Source organism: Pseudomonas sp. ChxA (assembly GCF_030263855.1).
Lineage (GTDB): Bacteria > Pseudomonadota > Gammaproteobacteria > Pseudomonadales > Pseudomonadaceae > Aquipseudomonas > Aquipseudomonas fluorescens_CB.
This window is the reverse complement of the sequence record NZ_JARPMK010000001.1, coordinates 1,014,630-1,039,535: the sequence shown is the minus strand read 5'-3', so window position 1 is coordinate 1,039,535 and position 24,906 is coordinate 1,014,630. Positions and strand designations below refer to the sequence as shown.

18 protein-coding genes are annotated in these 24,906 nt (G+C 58.4%); 11 read left to right on the top strand and 7 right to left on the bottom strand.

Annotated elements, in window-relative coordinates; translation table 11 throughout:
- Window positions 1-38 precede the first annotated feature (38 nt).
- Window positions 39-1,502: a DUF726 domain-containing protein gene (locus tag P5706_RS04590; protein WP_169917055.1), complete on the bottom strand. Its 1,464-nt coding sequence runs from the start codon at window positions 1,500-1,502 to the stop codon at window positions 39-41.
- Window positions 1,503-1,997: 495 nt separating this feature from the next.
- Between P5706_RS04590 and P5706_RS04585 the strand changes: the two genes are divergently transcribed.
- Both P5706_RS04585 and P5706_RS04580 read left to right on the top strand, forming a co-directional pair.
- Window positions 1,998-4,091, top strand: a complete 2,094-nt coding sequence (locus P5706_RS04585) for an AAA family ATPase (protein WP_169917054.1) — start codon at window positions 1,998-2,000, stop codon at window positions 4,089-4,091.
- A gap of 40 nt (window positions 4,092-4,131) precedes the next feature.
- Window positions 4,132-4,401 (top strand): hypothetical protein, encoded by a 270-nt coding sequence (locus P5706_RS04580; RefSeq protein ID WP_150658708.1) that lies wholly within the window; start codon window positions 4,132-4,134, stop codon window positions 4,399-4,401.
- A 14-nt stretch (window positions 4,402-4,415) separates the two neighbouring features.
- Here the strand turns inward: P5706_RS04580 and P5706_RS04575 are convergent, their stop codons facing one another.
- Window positions 4,416-5,165, bottom strand: coding sequence for an SIR2 family NAD-dependent protein deacylase (locus P5706_RS04575; protein WP_150658707.1), 750 nt, complete (start codon window positions 5,163-5,165; stop codon window positions 4,416-4,418).
- A gap of 42 nt (window positions 5,166-5,207) precedes the next feature.
- Window positions 5,208-5,336, bottom strand: a complete 129-nt coding sequence (locus P5706_RS04570; RefSeq protein ID WP_256352328.1) for a hypothetical protein — start codon at window positions 5,334-5,336, stop codon at window positions 5,208-5,210.
- Window positions 5,337-5,574: 238 nt separating this feature from the next.
- Here P5706_RS04570 and P5706_RS04565 point away from each other — a divergent pair, with 238 nt between their 5' ends.
- From P5706_RS04565 to P5706_RS04550, 4 genes are all read left to right on the top strand, one after another.
- Window positions 5,575-6,666, top strand: a complete 1,092-nt coding sequence (locus P5706_RS04565; RefSeq protein WP_177078880.1) for a helix-turn-helix transcriptional regulator — start codon at window positions 5,575-5,577, stop codon at window positions 6,664-6,666.
- A 341-nt stretch (window positions 6,667-7,007) separates the two neighbouring features.
- A complete protein-coding gene (locus P5706_RS04560) occupies window positions 7,008-8,810 on the top strand; it encodes a DUF262 domain-containing protein (RefSeq protein ID WP_150658705.1) in 1,803 nt (600 codons plus the stop codon).
- Window positions 8,807-11,080, top strand: a complete 2,274-nt coding sequence (locus tag P5706_RS04555; protein ID WP_150658704.1) for a DUF262 domain-containing protein — start codon at window positions 8,807-8,809, stop codon at window positions 11,078-11,080. Before P5706_RS04560 ends, P5706_RS04555 begins: the two co-directional genes overlap by 4 nt.
- Window positions 11,081-11,852: 772 nt before the next feature.
- Complete coding sequence (locus tag P5706_RS04550) at window positions 11,853-12,113, top strand: DUF6124 family protein (RefSeq protein WP_285678652.1); 261 nt, start codon at window positions 11,853-11,855, stop codon at window positions 12,111-12,113.
- Between the two features lie 170 nt (window positions 12,114-12,283).
- On the opposite strand, the gene P5706_RS04545 is transcribed toward P5706_RS04550, so the two are convergent.
- Window positions 12,284-13,453, bottom strand: a complete 1,170-nt coding sequence (locus P5706_RS04545; protein ID WP_285678651.1) for an MFS transporter — start codon at window positions 13,451-13,453, stop codon at window positions 12,284-12,286.
- Window positions 13,454-13,683: 230 nt separating this feature from the next.
- Here P5706_RS04545 and P5706_RS04540 point away from each other — a divergent pair, with 230 nt between their 5' ends.
- Entirely contained in the window at window positions 13,684-14,709 is a 1,026-nt protein-coding gene (locus P5706_RS04540) for a hypothetical protein (protein ID WP_285678650.1), read from the top strand.
- A gap of 127 nt (window positions 14,710-14,836) precedes the next feature.
- Entirely contained in the window at window positions 14,837-16,273 is a 1,437-nt protein-coding gene (locus P5706_RS04535) for an ArnT family glycosyltransferase (protein ID WP_200431491.1), read from the top strand.
- Window positions 16,274-16,288: 15 nt separating this feature from the next.
- Here the strand turns inward: P5706_RS04535 and P5706_RS04530 are convergent, their stop codons facing one another.
- Entirely contained in the window at window positions 16,289-16,777 is a 489-nt protein-coding gene (locus P5706_RS04530) for a TIGR00645 family protein (protein ID WP_064454204.1), read from the bottom strand.
- Window positions 16,778-16,938: 161 nt separating this feature from the next.
- Here P5706_RS04530 and P5706_RS04525 point away from each other — a divergent pair, with 161 nt between their 5' ends.
- Window positions 16,939-18,762, top strand: coding sequence for a hypothetical protein (locus P5706_RS04525; RefSeq protein ID WP_285678649.1), 1,824 nt, complete (start codon window positions 16,939-16,941; stop codon window positions 18,760-18,762).
- A gap of 151 nt (window positions 18,763-18,913) precedes the next feature.
- Here P5706_RS04525 and P5706_RS04520 read toward each other — a convergent pair whose 3' ends face one another.
- Both P5706_RS04520 and P5706_RS04515 read right to left on the bottom strand, forming a co-directional pair.
- Complete coding sequence (locus tag P5706_RS04520) at window positions 18,914-19,231, bottom strand: PA4575 family protein (RefSeq protein ID WP_285678648.1); 318 nt, start codon at window positions 19,229-19,231, stop codon at window positions 18,914-18,916.
- A gap of 302 nt (window positions 19,232-19,533) precedes the next feature.
- Complete coding sequence (locus P5706_RS04515) at window positions 19,534-21,972, bottom strand: Lon protease family protein (protein ID WP_200431488.1); 2,439 nt, start codon at window positions 21,970-21,972, stop codon at window positions 19,534-19,536.
- A 280-nt stretch (window positions 21,973-22,252) separates the two neighbouring features.
- Between P5706_RS04515 and P5706_RS04510 the strand changes: the two genes are divergently transcribed.
- Both P5706_RS04510 and P5706_RS04505 read left to right on the top strand, forming a co-directional pair.
- Window positions 22,253-22,741 carry a DUF3015 domain-containing protein gene (locus P5706_RS04510; protein ID WP_017139294.1) on the top strand — a complete coding sequence of 163 codons (489 nt, stop codon included), beginning with the start codon at window positions 22,253-22,255 and terminating at the stop codon, window positions 22,739-22,741.
- A gap of 128 nt (window positions 22,742-22,869) precedes the next feature.
- Entirely contained in the window at window positions 22,870-24,723 is a 1,854-nt protein-coding gene (locus tag P5706_RS04505) for an Lnb N-terminal periplasmic domain-containing protein (protein WP_200431487.1), read from the top strand.
- Window positions 24,724-24,906 lie beyond the last annotated feature (183 nt).

Genomic DNA, 24,906 nt, shown 5'->3' with positions numbered 1-24,906 from the left:
AAGTGACCGAGGGGGTCTGCCAGACAGAGGGCTGCGTGTTACATCAGCCCTTCATCGTCGAGTTCCACCCGTGCATAAAACACAATCGCAACCGCAGGTATCAGGGCCGAGTATCCCGGCTTGAGCGCAGTCTTGAAGTTGGTCAACAATCGACTCACGGGCTTCTTTGCAAGCGTACCCAGCAAGCCGGCGACGGCATTGGCATAACCAGCCAAAGCTATTGTCGTGGTTGAGGCCATCGCCGTGCCTGCGGATGGGTCGGTCATGTCAACGTCAACCGTCGAGGGCTTGAAGTACGAGGCTACGGTGAGGCGCTCGGCCAGAGCGTCAATGTGCTTGAAATAGACTTCACGGGACATGACCTTCGCAGCGGTCAGTGGAGCGTTGGCCAACGGATGCCCGTCAGGAAAAGCGTGCTGGAAGAATGTCTTGATCAACAGCTTTTCGGTCTCCAAAACGCTGGCGCAGCGATGAACTTTTGAACCCAACTCATAATGCTCGGCAAGCATTTGCAGTGCGTCCACATAGGTCAGGCCGCGGCGCCTGGCTGCGTTGACCAGACAATGTCCGCCGACCAGCTGAAACTCTCGTGTGAATGAGAAGGCACGATCCTCTTCAGCATCTTTGATGTCTGTCCAACTGCTGGTCTTCAGATGTTTGATGGCTTCTTCGGTCAACTCGACCGGGGATCGTTCGAGGACTCGATAGACAATGGAATCATTGCGCACGAAGTCATCAACAGCCGTGACCGTTCCAAGTCCTTCTGCGAGTTGCTGCCCCTGGTAACCCTTGAATTTTGTCTGGACCATGACCGCAGGCAGTTTCTTCCAGTAATCGCCGTGCCCAAATTCCGGCATCGAGATATTGTCGAAGTTTTCCACCTCGTTACGGCCCAGACTCGCCTCTCCAAAATTCATGAAAAGCGTCCAATCGTCCCTGGAATAGGCATTGATCAGGCGTCCATTAATACGCGACTCCATCTGGGCGGCATCGGATGGAGTTACTTCGACGGCGGCAGCCATTAGCAGAACATCATCGATGGCCAGTCCGTGGCCAAGCGGATCAGTGCGGCTCTTGAGCGCACTGACAACCAACCTGCCGCCTAACGAGTGACCAATCAAATTGACGGTCGTGACATGGGGGTGCTTTTTGAACAGATACTCCTGCAACTGTTCCATCAGCACCTTGCCCATCTCTTCGGCTCTTGAGCGAATCCGAGCGAAATGAACAGCGCGATCACCCACAAACACCGCCGCTCCCACGGCGACATGCACGCGCGCGCCAGCAGCGAACAGGCTGCGTGAGCTGCTGCCGACACGGGCAAAGTGACCCGAGGGCCAGAAAGCAAAGATATTCACGCAGTTCTGCAGCGATGCCGGGATGCTGCTTACCAATAACCGGCGATCTTGAAGATCATGCCCCGCCGAATATCCATGAATAAAGATATTCGCCACGGCCCCGCAAGCCTTCGGCAAAGTCCTGAACTTGAAATGTGGGTTCATGGGTCAACGTCCGACACTGGAGCGCAACATCTGGGTGCTTGCCCCTTTCGCCCCTTTTTCAGCGGGACTGATGGCGCCACCGAGGACAATCAAAAACGCAACATCACCGACCATTAACCCCATACTTCACCTGGCAGCAATTCGGAAAAAGGCCATTGCATAGGCACAGTTCATCCGAGTCATCTCATGAAATGCGCAGACCGCGCATGTAAGGCCGATTGCAAGAGTTCGTCAGTTATCAAGTGGCCAATTCAAAATCATACGAACTTGAATCTGGTGTGCGAGGGGGCGCCGCAAGCGCTTCCCTGTGCCTGGATCACGTCAAATCTGCTACTGCGACGGCGCATCGATTATGCCCAGCACGATGCCGAATTGCCATCACCCATCCAGAACCGAAGGTCTAATACCCAAGCCAACGCCCGGGCTTCGTTACACGACGCATTCTGACCACCGATCGCCCCATCCTGTCCTCTCCCAAGCGTCAGGACATCTCGCATGCCAACCAGCCCCACTCCATTCGCCCACGATAGCCTGCGTGCTGCCGACACCTGTGCGCTCTCGCTGAAGTGGAGTTTCCAACTGATGCTGGAGCTTGGCGGCCACCGCACTTTCATGGGGCGCCACAGTTTCAATGATGACGAATTAGCCCGCGAGTTAGGGCTGGCAGAGTGGGTCGATGACCAGGAATACAACGCGGCGCAGGCACTCAAGGCATTGCGCCAGAATGCGCGTGCATTCAAGGTTGATTATCCGCACCCGTCTTACCCCGACCGATTGGCAAGCAACATTCAATCGCTGGCAGCCTTGCTGCAGTTGAGCGACGCAGAGCTGCGCGTGCTGGGCTTTTGCGTGCTGATGCATAACGATCCGGTGCTCAGCGATGCCACCGACCAGTTGGGTGTACTGGGCTACAACCGGGCGCTCAAGTCGTTGTCAGTATTGTTGGGGCTACCGCTGACGGAGGTCCGAACGTGCCTGAGTCGTGACAGCCAACTGGTACGCACGGGGTTGCTGGACCTGGGCACCAGCCACAGCGCATCCTCGATGACCCTGAGTTCACTGCTGTATGTAAGCAACCAGGACCTGCCCGGCCTGTTGCGCTTCAGCCAAGGCTCGCCGCTTGAGTTGTTTGTCTATGCATTCCGCTTGAGCCCACCGGGAAAGCTGAGTCGTGAGCATTTCGTTCATGTGAAGCAACCGCTGGATATTGCCGAACGCTACCTGGCCAAGGCATTGGAACAGGGCCGGGCCGGGGTGAACATTTTGCTCTACGGGCCACCGGGCACCGGCAAGACTCAGTTAAGCCGCTTACTCGCCAAGCGTCTGAACAGTGCGCTGTACGAGGTGGCATGCACCGATCGCCATGGCGACCCGCTTTACGCTCACCAGCGATTATGTTCACTGCGTGCGGCTAACAGCGTGTTGCATGTACAGCGAGCCTTGCTGGTAATGGACGAGATCGAAGATATCTTTCAAACGTCCATCTTCGATGTCGGTAGCCGCTCCCAGAAAGCCTGGATCAATCGCATGCTCGAGGAAAACGCGCTGCCTTGCTTCTGGCTGAGTAACAGCATCGAGGCGATCGACGCTGCACATATACGCCGCTTCGATCTGGTGATCGAGATGCCCAATCCGCCGTTGGCGCAGCGCGAAAAACTATTGCGCGATTGTGGCGCGGGCAAGCTGGGCAATGAGTTGGTCGAGCATCTTTGCGCTCACGGGCAAGTCACTCCTGCAGTGCTCGAGCGTGCTGTGCGAGTAGGCCGTAATGTCTCTGCGCGCGCGGGCAAGACCTTGGACAGCACCATCCGTTGCATCGTCGACAACACACTCAAGGCCCAAGGCTTCGCCAAACTGCCACTCAACGACGCCAACGGTTTGCCAGGGTTTTATTCACCGGACTGGATCAACGCCGATCTGCCACTCGCCGGTCTGGTCGAGGGTCTGCGCGCCCATCCCCAGGCTCGGCTTTGTTTCTATGGCCCACCCGGCACCGGAAAAACCGCGTTCGGGCGCTGGCTTGCCCAAGAGCTGAACAAGCCTCTGATGGTCAAACGAGTATCGGACCTGGTCTCACCTTATGTAGGCATGACCGAACAGAACCTGGCCAGCGTCTTTGAGCAGGCCCGGCAGGAAGACGCGGTGTTGCTGTTCGATGAAGTAGACAGTTTTCTGCAGGACCGCCGCAAGGCGCGGCAGAGTTGGGAGGTGACCACCGTGAACGAAATGCTCACGCAGATGGAGAGCCACAACGGGCTATTCATTGCCTCCACCAACTTGATCGGCGACCTGGATGAAGCTTCGCTGCGGCGCTTCGATTTGAAAGTGCATTTTGGCTATCTGACGCAGCCCCAGAAGCTCGCGTTGTTTGCTGCGCACTTGAACGCCTTGGGCCTCGATGATTCGAAACACGTCGCCGGGCAGCGGCTGCGCGGTGAAGAGCGTCTGACTCCGGGAGATTTTGCGGCAGTGGCGCGACGCGCTCGTTTCAAGCCGTTCGCGAGTGCCGACGAGTTGGCCACGGCGTTGCTGGCGGAATGTCGGTTGAAATCTGCGGGGCTGCAAAAGCCGATCGGGTTCATCCATTGAACGTACCGAGAACCCATTGCCCCCCATCGATGAGCGCACCATGAAAAACCAAGAGTTGATCATCACCCATCTGAATGAATCGATCCGGGCGCTGCAACGCATCGTGATCTGCCTGGAGACAGGCCACACGTTCGGTACTCGTAAGCCGATGCGATATCGCCATGCGCATTTTCGCAGCCACCTGGAGCAAGTCCAGCATCACATCAACTACGCATGGACCCTGCGCAATATGCCCGATACGCAAGCGATCAGCGCTACCGATGAGGAATTTCAACACGCGTCCACACTTCGGATCTCGAGTAGCGACTAGCTGATAAAAACTCATTACCCAAAAGCTTGTTCTACCAGCCTGGGCAGAACCTCTGCTGCCCTGCCGACGAGACTGAACTCCCGGTTTTCCACCACCAGCTCTGGCTGCACATTGATGTGAACCACCTGCGCGCCGTGCTTCAGTGCGATACGTGGTAACTCGGCTGCTGGCTGCACCAGCCCCGAAGTGCCCACCGACAGCAGCACATCACATTTTTTTACTGCCGCCAGCGCTTTGCGCCAAACGTCATCGGGCAGCGATTCACCAAACCAGACGACGCCCGGCCGCACCTTGCCATTGCAATGCAGGCAGCGTGGCGGCTCGATGCTGCGCCCCTGCTCCGACTCATCAGGTTGATCGTCTTTGATCGCATAGGCTCGTGCGCAGGCAAAGCAGCGCGGCGAGCCCAGGCTGCCGTGCAAATGCAATACCTCAGGGCATCCGGCGCGTTCGAGCAAGTCGTCAACGTTCTGGGTGACTACCGTAAGCGTAGGGACTCGCGTAGCCAGTTTAGCTATCGCCAGGTGGGCGGCATTCGGTTGTGCCGCCAATGCCTTGGCACGCCGCCATTCATACCATCCCCACACCAGGGCGGGGTCATTGCGAAAAGCTTGCGCAGTCGCCAAGGCAGCAGGATCAAAGCGCTCCCATAGCCCGGACAAGGCATCGCGGAACGTGGGGATACCACTCTCTGCGGATAAACCGGCCCCAGAGAAAACAACGACACGAGATGCATCGCGCAACTGTTGAGCCTGGAACTCCATACTGACCTCCCGCGCTCTGCGCCGACCGGATACCTACTGACACTAAGTCGGTCCCTGGCCCTTGCGCAACAGCTCATTTTCCATCTCCATCGCCTTGTAATGCCGATACACCTCGTACCCTTTCTTGACGATGACAAAGGCGCCGACGGTGGCCAGGATATTTTTCAGCACAGTCCTTACTCCCATTGTTGGATGGTTGGAGCATGCTCATGCCCCGCGACAAATTGCGTCGCCCTCGTACGCTTCTATAGATCCAACATTTTAATAAAGTGATAGCCTATCGCCACAACACAGCAACGATCGCACGCCACTACGCGACTGCTCAAACCTGCTGGAAACACTGTGAGCCGATGCCTGTTACCCGGTGCTCAAGTCGTCACTCGCCTCCCGCTTGCTTAAGGAAAAGCCCATGCCGTCCGCCAAATCGCATTCCACTGTCAGCCGCCAATGGGAGTTGCTCAAGCACCTGCCAAAACGTGAGTCCGGTATCACCGTGACCGAGTTGCTGGCGCGACTTGAGTCCTCCGGTTTCAACATCAGCCGGCGCACCGTCGAACGTGACTTGAATGATCTGTCGCTGGTGTTCCCGTTGCAGTGCAGCGAAGGCATTACCCCGCAAGCCTGGTATTGGACACCTGGCGTGAATGTGGAGCTGCAAGGTATTACGCTAACCGAAGCCTTGAGCCTGACCCTGGTCGCCGACACGATCCGCCCGTTGTTACCCGCCAGCATGCTGAGCGTGCTGGAACCGCGCTTTGTGCATGCGCGGCAGAAACTCAAGGGATTAGAGGACGATAACCCGGCAGCCCGTTGGCTGGACAAGGTCGCCAGCGTGCGACCGGATCTGAACTTGCAGGCGCCGGATATCGACCCGCTCTTGCTGGAAGCATTACAGAAAGCGCTGATCAATGAGCGTCAAGTGCAGTGTCAGTATTACTCGGCGCACGCGGACAAACTGAGTGAGTTGACACTCAATCCACTGGCCATGGTGCAGCGCGGGTTGGTGACCTATCTGATCGCCACCGCGCATCCGTATACCGACGTGCGCCAGTTTGCGGTGCATCGTTTTCGCAGCGTCGATCAGCTCGATAAACCCGCTGACGGATTACAGGCCTTTGATTTGAGTGCGTACCTGGCCAGTGACGCCCTGCAGTTCGGCACTCCGGAAAAGATTCGGTTTCAAGCTTGGGTCAGCGAGCATCAGGCGCGGCTGATTCGTGAGACGCCATTGAGCGCGGATATGACGCTGGAGCCGTTGGACGATGGCTTTCGAGTACGTTCGACCCTCAGTAACACGTGGCAGTTGCACTGGTGGATTTTGTCTCAGGGCGACGCAATGGTGGTGGAGCAGCCGCCCGAGTTGCGCGCTCAGATTGGCGAAACACTCCACCGTGCGGCGGCGGCCTACCCGCCAATGGATGCAGTGGCAGATACAACAGCAACACGGGTTTCGCGACAACACCTGGCAGGCACGACACAAACCGTCGCATCAAGTGTGTAGTGTCGCGTCACTGACCACTATTTTCGCCCACCGCAAAACCGCTTCAATTTCGCCACGGCCACTTCCAGGGCCGTGGCTTGTTCCATCTGTACATCCTGGCCTCTACAACGCGGGCAAACCTCAGGACAATCGTCGAACTGCAAAACATCACTGAGCGGGATAACCGTTTGGCTCCAGCCACAATCTTTGCAACGCATGGTGAAAGGACGCACTGGCCTGACCATGAAAACGCCTCAATCTGCGGGAAGTGGCTACAGACTACAGGGAGGTGCGACAAGATGAGTCGCTGGCCCGAATCAGATCAGACCCTCAAATATTCGCTGTCTTAGAGATCGTCAATCATGGAGGAATTTTGCTTGGACTCACCTAGCGCCGATTTGAAAACTGCAACGCTGGCTCACAAATTCGTAGGCGATATCGCCGGTGTTTTCAGCGTGCCCGGGTACCAGCGTGGCTACCGTTGGGACACAACGGATGTGAAGCGCCTGCTGGACGACATCTGGCAGGCCTTGCAAACCGCAGATCCGGACCAGCCCTACAACCTGCAACCTGTTGTGGTCAAACAGCACTCACGAGGTTCTACGGCGCAGACGCATCAATGGGAACTGGTCGACGGGCAGCAGCGCTTGACCACGATCTACCTGATACTGCTCTACATGCATAAGTCGGGATTGAACAGGGCTCCTCTGCCCTATTCATTGCACTACGAAACCCGTCCGGGGAGCGCAGAATTCCTCGCAAGGCTCGGCGATGAGGAGCTGGACGACTACGACAGCAACATCGATTACTTCCATTTGCACAGGGCTTATCGCTGTATTGGCCAGTGGTTCGATAAACACGGTGCTCGCACTCAATTCGCGGCCAACAAATTCTACGAAGCGCTGTTCGAGAAAGTCGCGGTGATCTGGTATCAGGCCCCCGAAGACATGGATGCCACGGCCCTGTTCACTCGATTGAACGTCGGCCGGATACCGCTGACGGATGCGGAGTTGGTCAAAGCGTTGCTGCTGTCCAGGATCAAGGTCGAGCATGCCGATCGAGCCGCCGAGGTCGCCAGCCAATGGGACATCATCGAGCGCGATCTCCATGCCCCCGAGCTGTGGGGTTTCATCTGTGGCAATTCGCCGAAGGTTACCGACCGCTACCCGACCAGGATCAGCCTTTTGCTCGATTCGCTGGTATCCGGCAGCCAGGCACGCAAGTCAACCCGCTACCATACCTTCGAGTCTCTGCGGCCGGATATCGAAACAGACCCACTGGCATTCTGGCTGAAGGTTCTCAACCTGCATGACCTGATGCTTGGCTGGTTCAACAACCGCAACCTGTTTCATAAGGTGGGTTATCTGGTACTCACAGGGACGGACTTCGGAGAACTGGCTCGTTTGTCCGCAAACCAGAGCAAACGTCAATTCGAACAGGACCTGGATCACCGCATCCAAGAGTCACTGAGCCTCAAGGCTTCGGACGTGGAAGCGCTCAGCTATGACGATCGAAAGCACTATGACAAGTTGCTGAACCTGCTGTTGCTGGTGAATGTCGAAACCATGCGCCGGGTGCCACACGCCAACCAACGCTTCCCCTTCCACATGCACACCGATACGGCATGGTCGCTGGAGCACATCCATGCGCAGGATGCCGAGAACCTGACCAAGGCCGAACAATGGCAAACCTGGTTAAGGCTGCATTTGACCGCGCTCAGTGAGCTGGCGCCCGATACCGTCCCGCAACAGTCGCAGCTGCTTGAGGAACTGAAGACAGCGCTTGAGCAAGTCGGCACGGCGCAGAACTTTGGCAACACCTTTCAAGACCTGGCCAGTCGTGTCGTCGCCGCTTTCAATGCGCCCGACGAGCAGACTGCCTCCGCTCATGGCCTGCACTCCATCGCCAACCTAGCCCTGCTGTCGAGGTCGGACAACAGCCTGCTGAGCAACGCAGTGTTCGAGGCCAAGCGGCAAATGCTTCTGGATGTAGACCGAAAGGGAGGCTACATACCGGTGTGCACGCGCAATGTATTCCTCAAGTACTACACCCCGGCGAACGCGCACCAGAACCATTTCTGGGGCCCTCAGGATCGCAATCATTACCTCGATACTATCCTCGAGATCGCCAAGCCCTATTTCCTGAACGAAGAGAAAATGGCATGAACCACACACTCACGTCGTACATTTCACTCTTCGACAAAAACTTGCAGGCGACTCATCGAATCCAAAGAATCGAAATCCCGCTGATCCAGCGCGACTATGCACAAGGCCGTCATGGCGCATCGGTGGAGCGAATCCGCAAGGACTTCGTCGACGCCTTGCATGATGCCGTCATGCATGACGACCGTCCCATCAGCCTGGATTTCATCTATGGCGATGTCGTGGACGGCACCCTCTATCCCCTGGATGGCCAACAACGCCTGACCACGCTGTTCCTGCTGCACTGGTACCTGAGCTGGCAGGCCGGCGAGCCCATCGAAGGGCAAGCATGGCGCAACTTCACCTACGCCACCCGCGCCAGTGCCCGACAGTTCTGCGAGGCATTGGCCAACTATCGACCACCCGCCGGCGAGACCGATCTGAAGGGTTGGATTGTCGATCAGCCCTGGTACTTTCACGGGTGGCAACATGACTCCAGTATCCGTGCCATGCTGGTCATGCTGCAGGCGCTGGAACAGCGTTTTGCCAGCGCCAGCAGCGAAGCATTCGCTGCTGCCTGGGAACGTCTTGCCGCGACCGACCATCCGGCAATCAGCTTCCACCTGCTGCCGGTGGTGAAGAACAAGCTCAATGACGACCTCTATATCAAGATGAACTCTCGCGGCAAGCCGCTGACGCCGTTCGAAAACTTCAAAGCGCATTTCGAGACGTTGCTCAAAAGCGCCTGTCCTGCACAAGCCGACGATTTCGCACACAGGGTTGATACCGTGTGGACAGACGTCATCTGGGCTTACAAGGACGCTGATCAGCTTATTGATGATCAATTCATGCGCTACTTCCGTTTTGTGTTTGACCTTTGCGCCTGGCGCGAGGGTAATCGCGCCGACAGCAAGGCCAGCCTCGATCAGTTGGCACAAAGCCTGTTTGCCAGCGACCAAGCGAAGGCGGTCGAGCACCTGAACTACCTGTTCGCAGCCTTCGATATCTGGGTCGACCTGGACACGAGTGATGCCTTCAACACCTGGCTGCGTGCAGCCGACGCTCGATCCCCATCGGCCCTGCTGCTGTTCAATCCTCTGCGCACCCAGCCCGGCCAGAGCCGCATCGACCTCTTCGGTGGTTGCTGCCGGCATTACGGGGATTCCGAGTGGAGTCAGGCTCATAGCCTTCTGCTCTACGCAGTGCTGCTGCATCGCGTGCACAACACCGCTGATTTCCCTGAACAGTTACGTATCGTGCGCAACCTGATCGAAGCGTCCGGTGGCGGTGAGATGCGCGCCCAGAACATGCCCGCCTTATTGGAAGATGTACGCCGTGTCATAGTCGACGGAACCCTGGACGGCGTATCGACCTTCAATCAGAAGCAGATCGCGAACGAAAAGGACAAGATCAACCTACTTGCCGCCCACCCGTCGCTGCGAGAAGTGGTCTACCAACTGGAAGACAACAGCGTGCTGCACGGCGCACTGGCCGTGTTCGACCTCGACCCAGCCCAGGACCCTGCAATTTTTGCCCAACGTGCCTTAGCGTTTCTTACCTTGTTCGAAGATGCTCACTGTTGGCCACAGTTGACCGGCGCACTGCTCTCGCTGGGCGATTATTCGCGCAAGCAGGATCGTTATGGCGGCTACCGATTTTTCGATTTCGGCTCGCCGCGCAGTGAAGCAGTCTGGCGGGATCTGCTTGCGAGCAGAAAGAGTCCCGAGTTGGTACAACCCCTTACCCAACTACTCGATCAGGTCGCGCAAAGCGGTAACGATCTCGCCGTACTAAAAGAGATTCAGCAGGCGTTCCTCACCGCGTGCGAACGCGACCACGTGCTGGACTGGCGTTATTACCTGGTCAAGTACCCGCGCATGCGTGAAGGTAACTCGGGCCGCTATGCCATCAGCCAACGTGGCTACAGTATTTGCATGCTGGACAAGACAGTCATGCGCAGTTACTACCGCGACCCCTATCTCTCGGCGGTGGCGACCACGAGCGGCTTGAAGGTTCCAGACAACAACCTCTGGTTTTATGGATACGAAACCCTGCGTCGCGGGCTGGAACGAACGGGTGGTACTGTCACCATCGAAAGTGTCGACGAAGGCTGGAGACTCGAAAACTTACCTGACGACCCTGAACTCGTACGGAATATGGAGGACTTACGTGCAAGCTTCGACATCGGCAGTGACCAGATATATCGAGTGCCACAGGAAAACGGCATAGATGCCACTGACCGGATCATGCTGGGTGCCAAGTTGCTCCATGCACTGGATGAGCTCGGTCTCTAGCGGCAGGATCGGCTCAGGGGTTCGCCGGTTTCTGATTAGCAAGATTGTTGGATGTTATCCAGATGTCCGCTTGCCAAAAGCAGACAGACCAAGCGGACTTTCCGCACCAGAGATTCATTGGTCAAGTCGGTGCTATAACGCAGCAATGTTGCCAGGGGTTCCAGACCTATTACTAATGAGGATAGATTGATGACTTGGCCCACGAAGCAACGTACCCTCCGCTGTAGAGCAGCCCTGACTCAATCAAGGGTTGAAATGTAGGTAACGTCATTGCAGAGCTCGCCGTTGCAGCCCTCAGCCAATGGCATTCCAAACAGTATTCCAGTATAAAAATTAATGCTATATTTTCCTTTTAAATCAATAATATAAAATACCAATTCAGATTACCCCGGCCCACCAATTCGAAGCATCGACAAAACCCGCCCAGTGCGGGTTTTGTTGTTTCTGGAGGCTGGAAAGCCCAGCCGGTGGCCCTTCGGACTTTTCCTTCAAGATATCGCGCCATTGGTGAACTGTTCCCGCCCCACCTACACGGCTAACCTCCTCCCGTCGCTGCAAAATCAGCGACCGGGTTTAGCAGCTCGGTTAATATCAAGGCCTGCAACGCCACCATCCGTTCAGCATTAGCTGGACTGCGTTATGGCGGCTGTGCGTGGGGCACTTTCGGGTGCGCTGGGTTCCTTGATTCCTGGTCTGCTAACCCGCGTACAGTCGCCACCCTCTTCGTTTAGCAGCGATGCCTGGCGACTCCACCAATCAAGGAGTTTGCGCCATGAAAAAAATCACCCCAAATCCCCCAGCGAGCCTTTTCACGGTCGCTCAAGACATCGACCCCGAAACCCTACTGATTCAAGCCAGCGAAACCCTTGCCTCGCTGAACGCTATCACCACTGACCTGGCCTTCGAACTCGAAGGCGAAAACCGTCAGAAGCTCTTGGGTAGCCAACAATTAATCGTGCTGGGTGAGTTACTGATCGAGCGGGCGTTGTCCGTACTGCACCCCACAAACGACACGTCACCGTCCCCGCAGTAGCAAAAATCAAAAGGCCGAGTCGCTATGCAGCAACTCGGCCTTAAGAATCTTCAGGCTTCACTCGAAATAAACCCGGTCTGAACCCAACGCCCAAAGATTACCCCGCCCCACCACCGCAACAAAAAAAGACGTCCACGGACGCCTTTTTTGTACCTGAAGTTCGCAGCCAATCACCCGCGCGCCGGATCTCTACGCAACACCAACACCCCCACAAAAACCACCCCCACCACCCCCACCGCTATCATCAACCCATCCCCACTCACATAAGAAACCACCACCCCCGTCACAATCGGCCCCAACACACTCCCCAACGTATAAAACATCGCAATCGCCGTCATCGCCGTAGACACCTGATGCTCCCCCACCCGATCTCCCGCCTCGATTACAGCCAGGGTGTTCATCCCGCCAATCGCCCCACCCCACAGAAACACGATAACCGTCGCCAGCCAGGGAAGCGGCTGGCTGAACGGAATGGCGAATGTGCCCAGCAGCAAGACTAACCCGCAGACCAATTGGCCGATTTTGTAGGAGCTGCGGTCGGCCATCCAGCCGATGGGCAGTTGCAGGAGGGTGCCGCCGATGCCGAAGACGGAGATCAGCAGGGTTGCGGCGGTGAGCAGGTAGCCGGCCGAGAGGCTGTAGCCGGCCAGGAATGATACGGATGAGGTTTCGGCAAAGCCTGCGATGAACGCGCCGCAGAGGGCGGTGGGGATGAGGCTGAATAATTTGCCGTGGCGTTTTTCTGCTGGGGTTTGTGGTTGGGTGTCGTAGGGTCTGAGGGTGAGTGCCAGTAGGCCGCAGAGCAGGACGATGACGGCGCAGGCGTAGTAAGGCGCGGCGCTGCCGACGCCGAAGACCACCAGCAGCAGCGGGCCGACGGCGATGCCCAGGCCCATGAGGGTTTCGTGTACGCCGATCGCGCGGCCGCGTTGGCCTTTGGAGGCGACGGCGACGATCCAGGTGTCGCAGGCGATCCAGCGCAGGATCAGGCCGATGCCGAGGACAAAATTCAGCGCAAAAATCAGCACCAGGTGGTGGGTCAGGGTCATGCCGATCAGTGCGCCAATGGTGAGCAGCGCACTGAGGATGTTGGTTTTGACCAGCCCCAGGTGGGCGAGCAGGCGCGGCACCCATTTGTACAGCAGCAGGATCGCCAGCCACGAGGCGCTGACGATCACGCCGATCTTGGCCGACTCCACGCCTTGCTGTTCCAGCGACAGCGAGAGCAGCGGCGTGACGGTGCCGATCTGCACGATCTGCGAGAGTGCCGAGAGGGTGTTGATCTTGGTGAGGGCAAACCAGCGCTGTTTGTCGGTGTATTCGATGCTCGGGCTTTCCATGGGTGACAGGCCTGGGTTAGGCAGCGGTAGAACGCCCGAACTGCCATGGGGCAACGTGGTGATTAGTACCCTGCCAACCTGCCAGGCACCAATATTCTTAATGACTAAGGATATAAAAATCGAGAGTTTCCTTATCCAAAAAGAAGCTGTTTGAATCGCCCCAGGTTTCGTAGACGCCTCATTCCCATTACCCTGACGGCCTTTATCAGACAACCGGAAGTCAGATACCCGTGCTCAAGCCCCTCGCTGTCATCGCCCTCGCCTTCATGCCTTTACTCGCCAACGCCGCCGACCTCGCGGGCGTGTGGCAGGGCACGCTGGGTAAATCCGCCATCACCGCCTGTTTCAACGGCACCGACGGCGAGCAGGGCAGTTACTACTACCAACGCATTCTCACGCCGATCCAATTGACTCAGGCCCAAGACAACGCGCCGTGGGTGGAAGCCGGAAATACCGGGTTGTGGACGCTGGGCAAACCCCAGGGCGATACGCTTGCGGGCACATGGAGCAAAACCAAAGACGCCAATTCGCTGCCACTGGCCTTGAAACGCATCAGCACCGACGGCTGTGGCAGCGATGCCTACAACGCGCCCATGGAAGCCGCGCCGCTGCCGGTGAAGACCGAGAAGAAAAGCTTCGAAAACCACGCGTACCTGCTCAAGGCCCAAGGCGCGCAGGTCACGATCAAGCTCGCAGGCGACAGCCAGGCGATTCAGAAGATCAACCAGCAACTCGCTGCCCTGGCTGTCAGCGATGAGGCGCAGGCGGACTACTTTCAGGAGCGCCGTGAGTACCTCGGGCGCAACGGCTCGGGCTACACCAGCGAAATCGACGTTGAGCCAACCTATTGGTCGTCGCAATTCATCACCGTGAAGTTCTATCGCTGGGCGGCGGGCACTGGCGCGCGGGGCATCAGTTGGGGCTTGCATTCCTGGAACCTGCAAACCGGCGAACGTGTGGACCCGTGGACGTGGCTCGGTGGGCAACAACAATGGTATGACGTCTACGCCGGGCACGTGAAGTTGCCTGCCAAGTTCAGCGCCTGGCTAGCCAAACAAACCACCACCGACGAAGGCTGCCCGGCAATCACCAGTTACGACAGCTTCGACCTGAGCTTCAACACCCAAGGCCTACAACTGTCCACACGCGCCACGGGCGACGGTTGCGACAATGAGTTGAGCTTTACCTGGGCGCAATTGGAGCCGGTACTCACCGCGTCAGGCAAAGCGGCATTGCCGCGCTTGAAACTGCCCTGAATACGCGGCTGAACGCGCCTTACAAAAACCCCACACTCGTTCACGAAATGTTAAGAAACGGATACATATACTGACCGATTAACATGGCCGTTCCCCCGAGCGGTCCCCTGCTTCGGTAGCCAGAACCATGACGCGTCCCGCTCCTCTGCTGCTCCTTCTTCTCGCTGGTCTGTTGTTCTTTTTCGCCCTGGGCGGCCATGAGCTGCAAGGCTCCACCGAAGCCCGCGTCGCCGGGATCGCCATGGCCATGCACTTGGACAATGACTGGGTGATCCCACGGCTGTTTCGCGAGCCCTTCCTGGAAAAACCACCCCTGAGCCTGTGGCTGGACGCTGGCGCCATTCGCCTGTTTGGTGGCACCACCTGGGCCGTGCGCCTGGCGTCGGCGTTTGCCGGGTTGTTCAGCGTGATGCTGTTTTACACCATGCTGCGCAAGTTCGGGCGGCCGCAAACCCTGGCGTTCTGCGCGGCGTTGATCCTGGCGACCATGGCCAGTTACTGGGGCAATGTGCGCGGCGTGGGCGAAGACTCGTTGCTCAGCCTTGGCGTGACCACCGCGCTGCTGGGGTTCTACCAGGCCGTGCGCACTGATCGAGAAGGCTCAAGCGGTTGGGCCTGGGCGATGTTTACCGTCGGCATGGTCATCGCCACGCTGAGCAAAGGCGTGCTCGGCCTGGCGATGCCGGGCATTGTGATTTTTGTGTATTTGCTCAGCACCAGCGTGATGGATAAACGCCTGCGCCTTGGCGACTGGCTCAAGCCGGCGCTGTTCACGTTGCTGGCGCTGGTGCCACTGGTGATATGGCTGGGCTTCCTGTTCCAGCGCGGTGGTATGCAGTCGGTGGCGGAAGTGCTGTGGACCAACAGCGTCGGGCGCTTCAGCGGTTCCTTCGTTGAGGCCGGGCATTACGAGCCGATCTACTACTACATCGCCAAGCTGCCCGAAGCCTTTTTACCGTGGAACATCCTGGTGTACCTGGGCCTGTGGCACTTTCGCAAAAGTCTGGTGCGTAACCGTTACCGTCTGTTTTTCAGCGTATGGCTGGTGGCGCAGTTCACGCTGCTGACCCTGGCGTCGAGCAAGCGTGTGGTTTACCTGATGGCACTCACGCCCGCTGCCGCCGTACTGGCAGCCGAATATGCCGGGGTGTTACTGGAGTGGCTTAAAGCCAATAAACCGGCGATTTACCGCTACCACCGCAAGGTGATCGGCGGCATTTTCACCTTGGCGATTGCCTGCTACCTGACGGCTGCCTTCTGGTTTGCTCCGAAAGCCGACGTGCGCCAGTCGTTTGTGCCGGTGATCAGCCAGGTTCAGGCCTACCAGGCACAAGGCAAAGACGTGGTGCTGTTCCAGCCCAACGAGCGTATCGCCGGGGCCAGCGTGTTCTACCTGCAAGCCTACTTGCCGATCCTGCAAACCGAAGCCGAGCTGCGCAGTTACCTCACGGCAAAACCTGGCAACGTGGCACTGCTGGACCGCACTGAGCAACTGAGCGAGAAAGTCACGATCATCAAAGAGATGTCGATCAACCGCCAGCCTTACTACTTCGTCGAGCAGTAAGGCCGGCGCTGGGCATCAGTGCTTGGTGACCTTATCCAGGTAACCCATGGCAAAGGCCGAGATCACAAAGGTCATGTGGATGATCACGTACCACATCAAATGCTGCGGATCGACGTTCTTGGCGTCCATGAAAATCCGCAGCAGGTGGATGGAGGAAATCGCCACGATGGAGGCTGCCACTTTCATCTTCAGCGACGAAGAGTCCATGGTGCCCAGCCAGTTGAGCTTTTCTTTGTCTTCATCGATATCCAGCTGCGAGACGAAGTTCTCGTAGCCGGAAATCATCACCATCACCAGCAGGCCGCCAACCAGGGCCATGTCGATCAACGACAGCAGCACCAGGATCAGTTCCGACTCCGCCATCGAGAACACGCTCGGCAGCAAGTGAATCACTTCCTGGAAGAATTTAAGCGCCAGCGCCAGCAACCCAAGGGACAAGCCGAAATAAATCGGCGCCAGCAGCCAGCGGGAGGCGTACATAGCATTTTCGATAAAGCGTTCCATCAGATCTCACACAGCCAGGCTAAAAATGGCCGCGAGTATACCAGCCGCCTCCAAACAGCTGGAACCACGAGAAAACTGATCTGTACGGCATCTGTAAGAGAATTTTTCTGCTAGTGTCGAGCCTCTCACTCGGCTCGATGATGTCGGACAGGAAGATTCAGATGACGGATGTGCGATCCCCTTTGGCCACCCTTGGCCTGTGTGCGGTGTTGCTGATGGCTGGCGGCTGCTCCCCGAAAGAAGAGCAGAAGCAGGCCACCCTCGAAGAGAAAACCGCAAAGTTCGAACAATCGCTGGACAGCATTCAAGACCCCAAACTCAGAGACGCCATCGCCGACCTCGGCGGCTCCCTGCTGTTGCTGGAACGCGCGCGCGTCAAGCTCGCCAACAAGCCTATCGAAGCCGAATACGGCGAAGACACCTTGGCCCTGCTCACGCACTACCCCACGCCCCAGGCCTTGGTCGACACCTACATCAATGGCCTGTTCGTGCTGCGCAAAGCCTCGCACTCCGACTACCTGACTGATTTGCAGCCGGTGTTCCCGTTCAGCTTCAACAGCCCCGACCAATTCCCCTTCCCCCACGGCCTGGAATGGCAGTCGGTGACCTTGAGCAACAAAAAAGTCATCCCCTTCCAGCCGGAATGGTCGGAAACCGACCCGGGTATCCAGTTGAGCCCCAGCAGCTCCAACCTGACCAACCCCGATGACTTGACCGTGACCTACCCGTTTATCGAAGGCGTCGAGACCGACAACAAGAGCCAGCCGCAGCCCGTCAGCCTCAAAGGCTCGGTTGAAGTGGTCGCGCCGGGCAAGGTGCTGACCTTCGACCTGTCGAAAAAAGACGTGGGCCACAAGCGCACCGAAGGCAATATCACCCTCAACCTGCTGTTGCTGGAGAAGAACTACGCCGAGATTGAGCTGACCAACAGCCAGCCGCTGGCGCCGGAAGTCGGCGATGAATCGCCCAACCCCTTGCTGGTGCAGGCCCGCGACAGCACCGGGCAGTACCTGACCCGCTCGGGTTCGATCAACGAAAATGCCGCGCAGGTGGCGTTCTACGAAAAACAACTGGCCGAGATGCAGAAGCAGAAGGCTTGGTCGGACACCTTTGAAAAGCAACTCACCGACGAGCAAAAAGCCTTCGAGCACAAACAGAGCAGCCACTATGCCAAGGTGTATTTCAATGGCCTGATCGATACGCTGCAGGTCGATGTCCTGGACTTCTCCACCGCCACCCTCACCCGCAAAGACCTGGACCTGCCGGTGCAGCGCTTCGACAAGAACAGCCTGCAAAGCAGCGTGCAAGCGCTGCCGATGCCGGTCACCGTGTACGACGACAGCGCCGCCAGTTGGCTTAAAGACGCCGCCATGACCGAGGACCAGCTGAAAAAAAGCGTGACCATCACCCAGTCGACCGAAGACGCCAGCGCGGCGAAGATCGTGTTTGACCACCCGTTCACGTTCAATGACGACCTGGTCGGTGCTGATCGCAACAACAGCGACGCGCCCATCACCTTCTTCACGGCGGATGAAAAAGGCGAGCGCGGCGAGCCGATCGAACTGCCCACCGAGGCTTTCGAGTTGAACGCCGGCAGCGGCACCCTCACCTACGACCTCAACCTGTTCCCGGAAACCCCGGCCTTCGTGGTGGGCTCGGTGCCGCTGTTTTTGGCCACCATCGAGAAAAAAACCCTGGATGCGAGCAAGCTGCCTAAAGGCCTGTCGCTCAAGGACAACGCGCTGATCGTCGACCAAAAGGAATTCCCGTCCGACAGCTGGCGCTTCTACGCCAAGGACGCCACAGGCAAGTACCTCAAGGAAATCCTCGGCGTGAGCCACCGCGCCGAGGAATACGGCACGGCGCTGTTTGATGTGCATTACTTCTACGGCCAGCCGACCAGCCTGGAAAGCTACCAGCGCACCGACCTGGACACCGTGCAATACGGTTTTGAGGTCAAGTTGGATAAGCCCGAAGGCAAGTAACGCTCAATGGTGGGCGACGATCGTTCCCACGCTCCGCGTGGGAATGCATCCCGTGACGCTGCGCGTCACCTGCACACGGCTTGACCATGCGCTGACAGCGGGACGCAGAGCGTCCGGGGCGGCATTCCCACGCAGAGCGTGGGAACGATCATCACAGCGCCAATCGCTCTCGCCCGCCGTTGAGTTGTCGCAGATGGGCCTGCAGGTGCAGGCACCAGATCTGCGGGTCATCGGCCAGCGTATAGCCATGCAACGTCAGGCTATCGACGATGGAGCCCAGAATGGTTTCTGCCACAAAAGGCCCATGAAACGGGCCTTGGGACTTGACGGTGGACGGCTGCTCGCCGGTCATGCCGGCAGCAAACAACAACGTCCACATCCCGTTATCCCCCGCGAGAGGGCGAATGGAGCATTCGATACGGGTGACCAGGCCCAGGCATTGGCGGGTAAGGCAAAGGTTGCGCGGCATGGCGGCGACCCTCGGTAGATCGGTGTTCAGCCCCAATCACGCGGCGAGGCTGTCTCTGTCCTGCGACTCCTGTGGATATCCCTAAAAGTCAGAATAGAAGAAAACCAGTACAAACCAAGGTTGTAGGGACCAACGGGCGTCGGTCCCTGAAATGGGAGTCAAATTTGTGACGAAACACAGCCGATTCCATGTGGGAGCTGGCTTGCCTGCGATGGCTGACGCATAGCCGGCACTTTTGCTGGCTGACCCACCGCTATCGCAGGCAAGCCAGCTCCCACATTGACCGCGTTCCGAACAGCAGATCAGGTTGGCTTGGCTTCGGCCAGCGCCTGCTGCGCCAGCTCCTTCTCCGCCTCCTTCAAATCATCCTCGCTGATCATCTCGGCGATCGCACGCAACCGCTCAACCACGCGCGCATTCACCGTGCCTTCGGGGAATTGCCCTTCTTCGTCCGGTTCACCGGCAGGCTCGCCCACCAACAGGCTCAGCGCCTCGTCGGCCTGGCGCACGGCATAGATATGGAACTGCCCGTCGCGCACGGCTTGCAGCACCTTCTCATCGAGCATCAGCGTGGCCACGTTGGCCTGCGGAATGATCGCGCCCTGCTCACCGGTCAAACCGCGCGCTTCGCAGAGGCGGAAGAAGCCTTCGATCTTCTCGTTGACCCCGCCCACTGCCTGCACTTCACCAAACTGGTTGATCGAGCCGGTGATAGCAAAGCACTGCTTGAGCGGTATCTTCGACAGCGCCGAAATCAAGGTGCACGCCTCGCCGAGCGACGCGCTGTCGCCGTCCACGTAACCGTAGGACTGCTCCAGGGCGATACTCGCCGAGATCGCCAGCGGGAATTCCTGGGCATAACGGCTGCCCAGGTAACCGGTGAGGATCATCACACCCTTGGAGTGGATCGGCTGGCCAAGATTAACTTCGCGCTCGATGTCGACAATGCCGCTGCCGCCCGGGTACACCGTGGCGGAAATCCGCGCCGGCACGCCGAAGGCCGAATCGCCGACTTCCAGCACCGTCAGCCCGTTGCACTTGCCCACCGCCGCACCGGCGGTGTCGATCAGGATGACCCCGGCGAGCATGTCGTCGAGAATCCGCGCCGATACACGCCCGGTGCGCGTGGCCTTGGCCTTGAGCGCACGTTCGATGTGGCCCGCATCGGTCATCTCGTCGCCCGCCAGGTGGCGGATAAAGTCCGCCTCGCTGACCAGTTGGAACAAGTCGCCAATGCGCGCCGACAAGCGCCCTTGGTGTTCCGCCAGCCGTGCACTGTAAGTCGCCAGCCGCGCCACCGCGTCCGAGGTCAACGGTGCCATGCCTTCTTCCGAGGTGCGGGTTTTGAGCAACTGGGCGAACTGTTCCAGGCTCTCGTCGACCATCGGGATGTCTTCGTCGAAGTCCACCAGTACGCGGAACATCTCCTGGAAGTCCGGGTCGGCGTCCTGCAACGCGTAGTACAGCTGGCGCGAGCCAATGATGATGACCTTGACCTGCAACGGGATCATCTGCGGGTTGAGGGTCACGGTGGCCAAGCGGCCCAGCTCGCCCAGCGGCGATTCCATCTTCAGCTTGCGCGACTGCAAGGAACGCTTGAGCGCATCCCATACAAACGGCTCGCCGAGCATTTTTTCGGCTTCCAGGATCAGGAAACCGCCATTGGCACGGTGCAACGCGCCCGGACGCAACTGGCGATAGGTGGTGTAGAGCGCGCCTTGATCGGTGCTGTATTCGATACGGCCAAACAGGTTGTCGTAGGTCGGGTGCGGTTCAAACACCACCGGCGCCCCGCCGTTGACCGGGTGGCCGGCCACCAGGCTTGGGCAGTATTGCTCTTCGAGCAGCTTGCGGGCCTGGGCGTCGGTCTTGGCGTCATCGACCAATTGCTCGACCACGGTTTTGAGCAGGTACACCTGCATGGCTTGCAGGTAACCGCAAACGGCTGCGTTCTCTGCGTACTTTTCCGACAAAGGCGCCAGCAAAGGCTGCAGGGCCAGGGTGATGGTTTCTTCGTTGAACTGGCGCAGTTGGTTGTTGGACTCACGCTTCCACTGCGGCAGGCTGGCCAGTTCTTCGTTAAGGCGCTCTTCCAACTCGGAAATATCCGTGTGGAAACGCTCACGATCGACTTCCGGCAGTTGCGAGAACTCGGCCTCGTCCAGCGCCTTGCCGTCGAGCATCGGCGTGAAGGCGACGTTGGAGCTGTCGCGGTACAGCGCCACGTCTTTTTCCAGTGCCAGACGCTCGATCACGTCCAAGGCCTTGTCGTAACGCTGGTTGAAGGCGCGGTCGATGGCGCTTTTGCGCTGTTGATAGGTGGGGTGCTCGAACACGGCCGGGAACGTGGCGACAAGGTTGTCGACCAAGCCGTTGATATCGGCAATAAACGCCGCCGCAGCGCCGCCGGGTAATTCCAGCGCACGCGGTTCGCGCGGCTCATCAAAATTGTTGACGTAGACCCAGTCCGACGGGGTCTGCAGGCGTTTGCCTTCGGCCTTCAGGTAGCGTTTGACGAACGAAAAGCGGCCAGTACCGGGTTCGCCCATGACAAACACGTTGTAACCGGGGCGTGGCATCGCCACACCGAACTGCAACGCTTCTACTGCGCGTTCCTGGCCAAGCACACCGCGAAAGGGCTCCAAATCATTGGTGGTCGAGAAGCTGAACTGTTCAGCGGAGAAAGGGCGAGTCAGCGCTTCGGGCGCTAGACGCAAGCTGGCAGCAACAGGATCAGGCATCGGGCTTCCTTACATCAGGCGGGGCAGATGACGGCATTCTGGCTCTCGCTTGCGCGCTCTGGCAAGGCGAGCCTGTGGGAAAGCATAGACACGGGATGCGTCTTACAAAAAAATCGCTGCCACGCTCGACAACCACACCGATTGTTTTATAAAAAATAACGGAACCCTAGGAACGTGCCTAAACTCCAAACTGCGCGGGTTGGACTAATAACTGGCCCCTAGGGCGCTGCGACGCGCCTGAACCCTTGTCCATTGGTTTGCACACAAAGAGAACAAAGCTATGAAACGGATCCTTCTTGGTACTCTCTTCACCGTTGTCTCCCTCAATGCAATGGCTGAATCGCCAGGTGGCCCGAACTGCGGTTGGGGCAACATGCTGTTCGAAGGCCAGCGCGGTACTCCAGCTCACTTCCTTGCTTCCACCACCAACGGCACGTCGGGTAACGCCACCTTCGGCATGACCTCGGGCACCAACGGTTGCAGCACCAACAGCGCCCTGACCTACGGCGGCAAGTCCTGGATTGCCATGAATGGCATGATGAACGAGCTGTCCGAAGACATGGCCAAAGGCAACGGCGAAGCGCTGACCACCTACGCGGTGGTACTGGGCGTTGCACCGGAAGATCGCGAGCACTTCGCGGCCGTGACCCACGAGCACTTCCAGCAGATCTTCAGCAAAGCTGACGTGACCGCCGACGACGTGCACAACAACACCCTGGCTGTACTGAAAAGCGATACCCGCCTGGCCAAATACGCCACCCAGGCTTAAGCTCGACTTGCCCGCGCCTTTCGAGGCGCGGGTTTTATTTTCTGGCTTTATTTTTGGTTCTATTTTTGGTTCTATTTTTGGGCCCGCCTCCCCTTTGGGTCTCACTACTTCCGACTTAAGTTGCCCTTATGCTCAAACGCTTTGCCTGGCTGGCACTCTTCGCCTGCGCCCCGCTATACGCGGCGCCGCATATTGATGACCAACGTTTGCAGCAACTGGCGAATGATCCGTTCTGGCTGTCTTTGGGCCATTACGAAGCCGGCAAGCTCAAAGGCTGGCGCAGCTATGTCAGCGACAAAAAGTTCTTCCTCGCACCCGATGGCGCCCACCACCCGGACCAGGAACTGCAAGCCACCGTGGAGGCGCTGTACGCCCCGGCCAGCCTCGGCGAAAAACACGCCCAATGCGTTTACCCCGCACGTACCCGTTGGCTCAAGAGTCAGTTGAACCTGACCGATTTGCCCGCGCTGGAGTGCAAGGAATTCACCCAATGGTTCAAGGACGTCGCGCCCCACAGCGCGGTGATGATCTTCCCGGCGGCCTACCTCAACAGCCCTTCGTCGATGTTCGGCCACACGCTGCTGCGTATCGACCAGGCTGACGTGCAGAGCAACAACACCGCGCTGCTGAGCTACGCGATCAACTTCGGCGCCTATATCGAAGGCTCCGACAACAGCATCCTCTACGCCTGGAAAGGCCTGATGGGCGGCTACCCCGGCCTGTTCGCGCTGGTGCCGTACCAGGAAAAACTTTCGGAGTACCGCAGCCTCGAGAACCGCGACCTGTGGGAATACCGCCTGAACCTCACCGAAGTCGAGACCAAGCGCATGGTCGAGCACGTGTGGGAGCTCAAGCAGATCCAGTTCGACTACTTCTTCTTCGATGAAAACTGCTCCTATCGCCTGCTGGAGCTGCTGCAAGTGGCGCGCCCGAGCCTGCGCCTGACCGAGCAATTCCCGCTCACGGCGATCCCGACCGACACCGTCAAAGCCGTGAAAGAAGCGGGTTTGGTGGAGAAGATCGACTACCGCCCATCCCGCGAGCGTGAACTGCTCGAACGCGCCAAGCCACTGGATAGCGATGAGCAGCAATGGGTGCTGAAAATCAGCGACGACCAGAAGCAGTTGCAGGAACCGGCCTTCAAGGCCCTGCCCCGCGAGCGTCAGGCGTTGATTATCGACGCCGCCTATCGCCTCGGCCGCTACCGCGCCAATGGCCTGGAGCGCGACACCGAACGCTCGCAACGCAGCTTCGAACTGCTGCGCGCGATCAACCAGAACCCGGCGCCCGACCTTAAAATCGAACGCCCCGGCCTGCCCGAAGACGGCCACGAGTCGCGCACCTGGCAAGCCGGCATCGGCACCCGCGGCAGCAGAACCTTCGGCGAATACGGCCTGCGCATGGCCTACCACGACCTCAACGACAACGCCGAAGGCTTCCCGCTGGGCGCTCAGATTGAAATTTTGCAGATGAAACTGCGCCAGTACGAAGGCAACCACTGGCAACTGCAGCAACTGGACCTGGCCACCATCCGCTCCCTGACCCCGCGCAACGCGCTGTTGCAGCCGTGGTCCTGGCAAGTGACCGGCGGCCTGGAGCGCGTGCCGGGCAAACACGACGACGAAACCCTGGTTGCCCACGTCAACGGCGGCGCCGGTGGCACCTGGCAACTCACCGACGACATGCTGGGTTTTGCCCTCGGCACTGTACGTGTGGAGCATAACAACGACTTCAGCGAAGCCATCTCACCGGCTGCCGGGTTTAACACCGGCGTGCTGTGGAAAAATCCGCTGGGGAATCTGAGCCTTGAGGCCAAGGGTGATTTCTTCACCAATGGCGAAGTGCGGCGCAGCATCAGCCTGAACCAGCAGTGGGAATTGTCGCGCAACCTGGGCCTGCGCTTGAGTGCCCAGCGTGAGTACAGCCACCTGTCCACGCCGGTGAATGAAGTGATGCTTGAAGTGAAGTGGTATCACTACTGATCTTTGAGACCCGGCGAAGATCCAATGTGGGAGCTGGCTTGAGTTCTGCGCCTGCCGCAGCTCAAATGTGGGAGCCGGGCTTGCCCGCGATAGCGCTCGTTCAGGTAAGGATGCATTGACTGACCCACCGCTTTCGCGAGCAAGCCCGCTCCCACATTTGGCCCGTGCATATCCCAATACAGC

Excerpts from the sequence above, each read along its gene's own strand:
- P5706_RS04590 (WP_169917055.1), bottom strand. The coding sequence starts at position 1,502 with ATGAACCCACATTTCAAGTTCAGGACTTTGCCGAAGGCTTGCGGGGCC.
- P5706_RS04585 (WP_169917054.1), top strand. The coding sequence starts at position 1,998 with ATGCCAACCAGCCCCACTCCATTCGCCCACGATAGCCTGCGTGCTGCC.
- P5706_RS04580 (WP_150658708.1), top strand. The coding sequence starts at position 4,132 with ATGAAAAACCAAGAGTTGATCATCACCCATCTGAATGAATCGATCCGG.
- P5706_RS04575 (WP_150658707.1), bottom strand. The coding sequence starts at position 5,165 with ATGGAGTTCCAGGCTCAACAGTTGCGCGATGCATCTCGTGTCGTTGTT.
- P5706_RS04565 (WP_177078880.1), top strand. The coding sequence starts at position 5,575 with ATGCCGTCCGCCAAATCGCATTCCACTGTCAGCCGCCAATGGGAGTTG.
- P5706_RS04560 (WP_150658705.1), top strand. The coding sequence starts at position 7,008 with ATGGAGGAATTTTGCTTGGACTCACCTAGCGCCGATTTGAAAACTGCA.
- P5706_RS04555 (WP_150658704.1), top strand. The coding sequence starts at position 8,807 with ATGAACCACACACTCACGTCGTACATTTCACTCTTCGACAAAAACTTG.
- P5706_RS04550 (WP_285678652.1), top strand. The coding sequence starts at position 11,853 with ATGAAAAAAATCACCCCAAATCCCCCAGCGAGCCTTTTCACGGTCGCT.
- P5706_RS04545 (WP_285678651.1), bottom strand. The coding sequence starts at position 13,453 with ATGGAAAGCCCGAGCATCGAATACACCGACAAACAGCGCTGGTTTGCC.
- P5706_RS04535 (WP_200431491.1), top strand. The coding sequence starts at position 14,837 with ATGACGCGTCCCGCTCCTCTGCTGCTCCTTCTTCTCGCTGGTCTGTTG.
- P5706_RS04530 (WP_064454204.1), bottom strand. The coding sequence starts at position 16,777 with ATGGAACGCTTTATCGAAAATGCTATGTACGCCTCCCGCTGGCTGCTG.
- P5706_RS04525 (WP_285678649.1), top strand. The coding sequence starts at position 16,939 with ATGACGGATGTGCGATCCCCTTTGGCCACCCTTGGCCTGTGTGCGGTG.
- P5706_RS04520 (WP_285678648.1), bottom strand. The coding sequence starts at position 19,231 with ATGCCGCGCAACCTTTGCCTTACCCGCCAATGCCTGGGCCTGGTCACC.
- P5706_RS04515 (WP_200431488.1), bottom strand. The coding sequence starts at position 21,972 with ATGCCTGATCCTGTTGCTGCCAGCTTGCGTCTAGCGCCCGAAGCGCTG.
- P5706_RS04510 (WP_017139294.1), top strand. The coding sequence starts at position 22,253 with ATGAAACGGATCCTTCTTGGTACTCTCTTCACCGTTGTCTCCCTCAAT.
- P5706_RS04505 (WP_200431487.1), top strand. The coding sequence starts at position 22,870 with ATGCTCAAACGCTTTGCCTGGCTGGCACTCTTCGCCTGCGCCCCGCTA.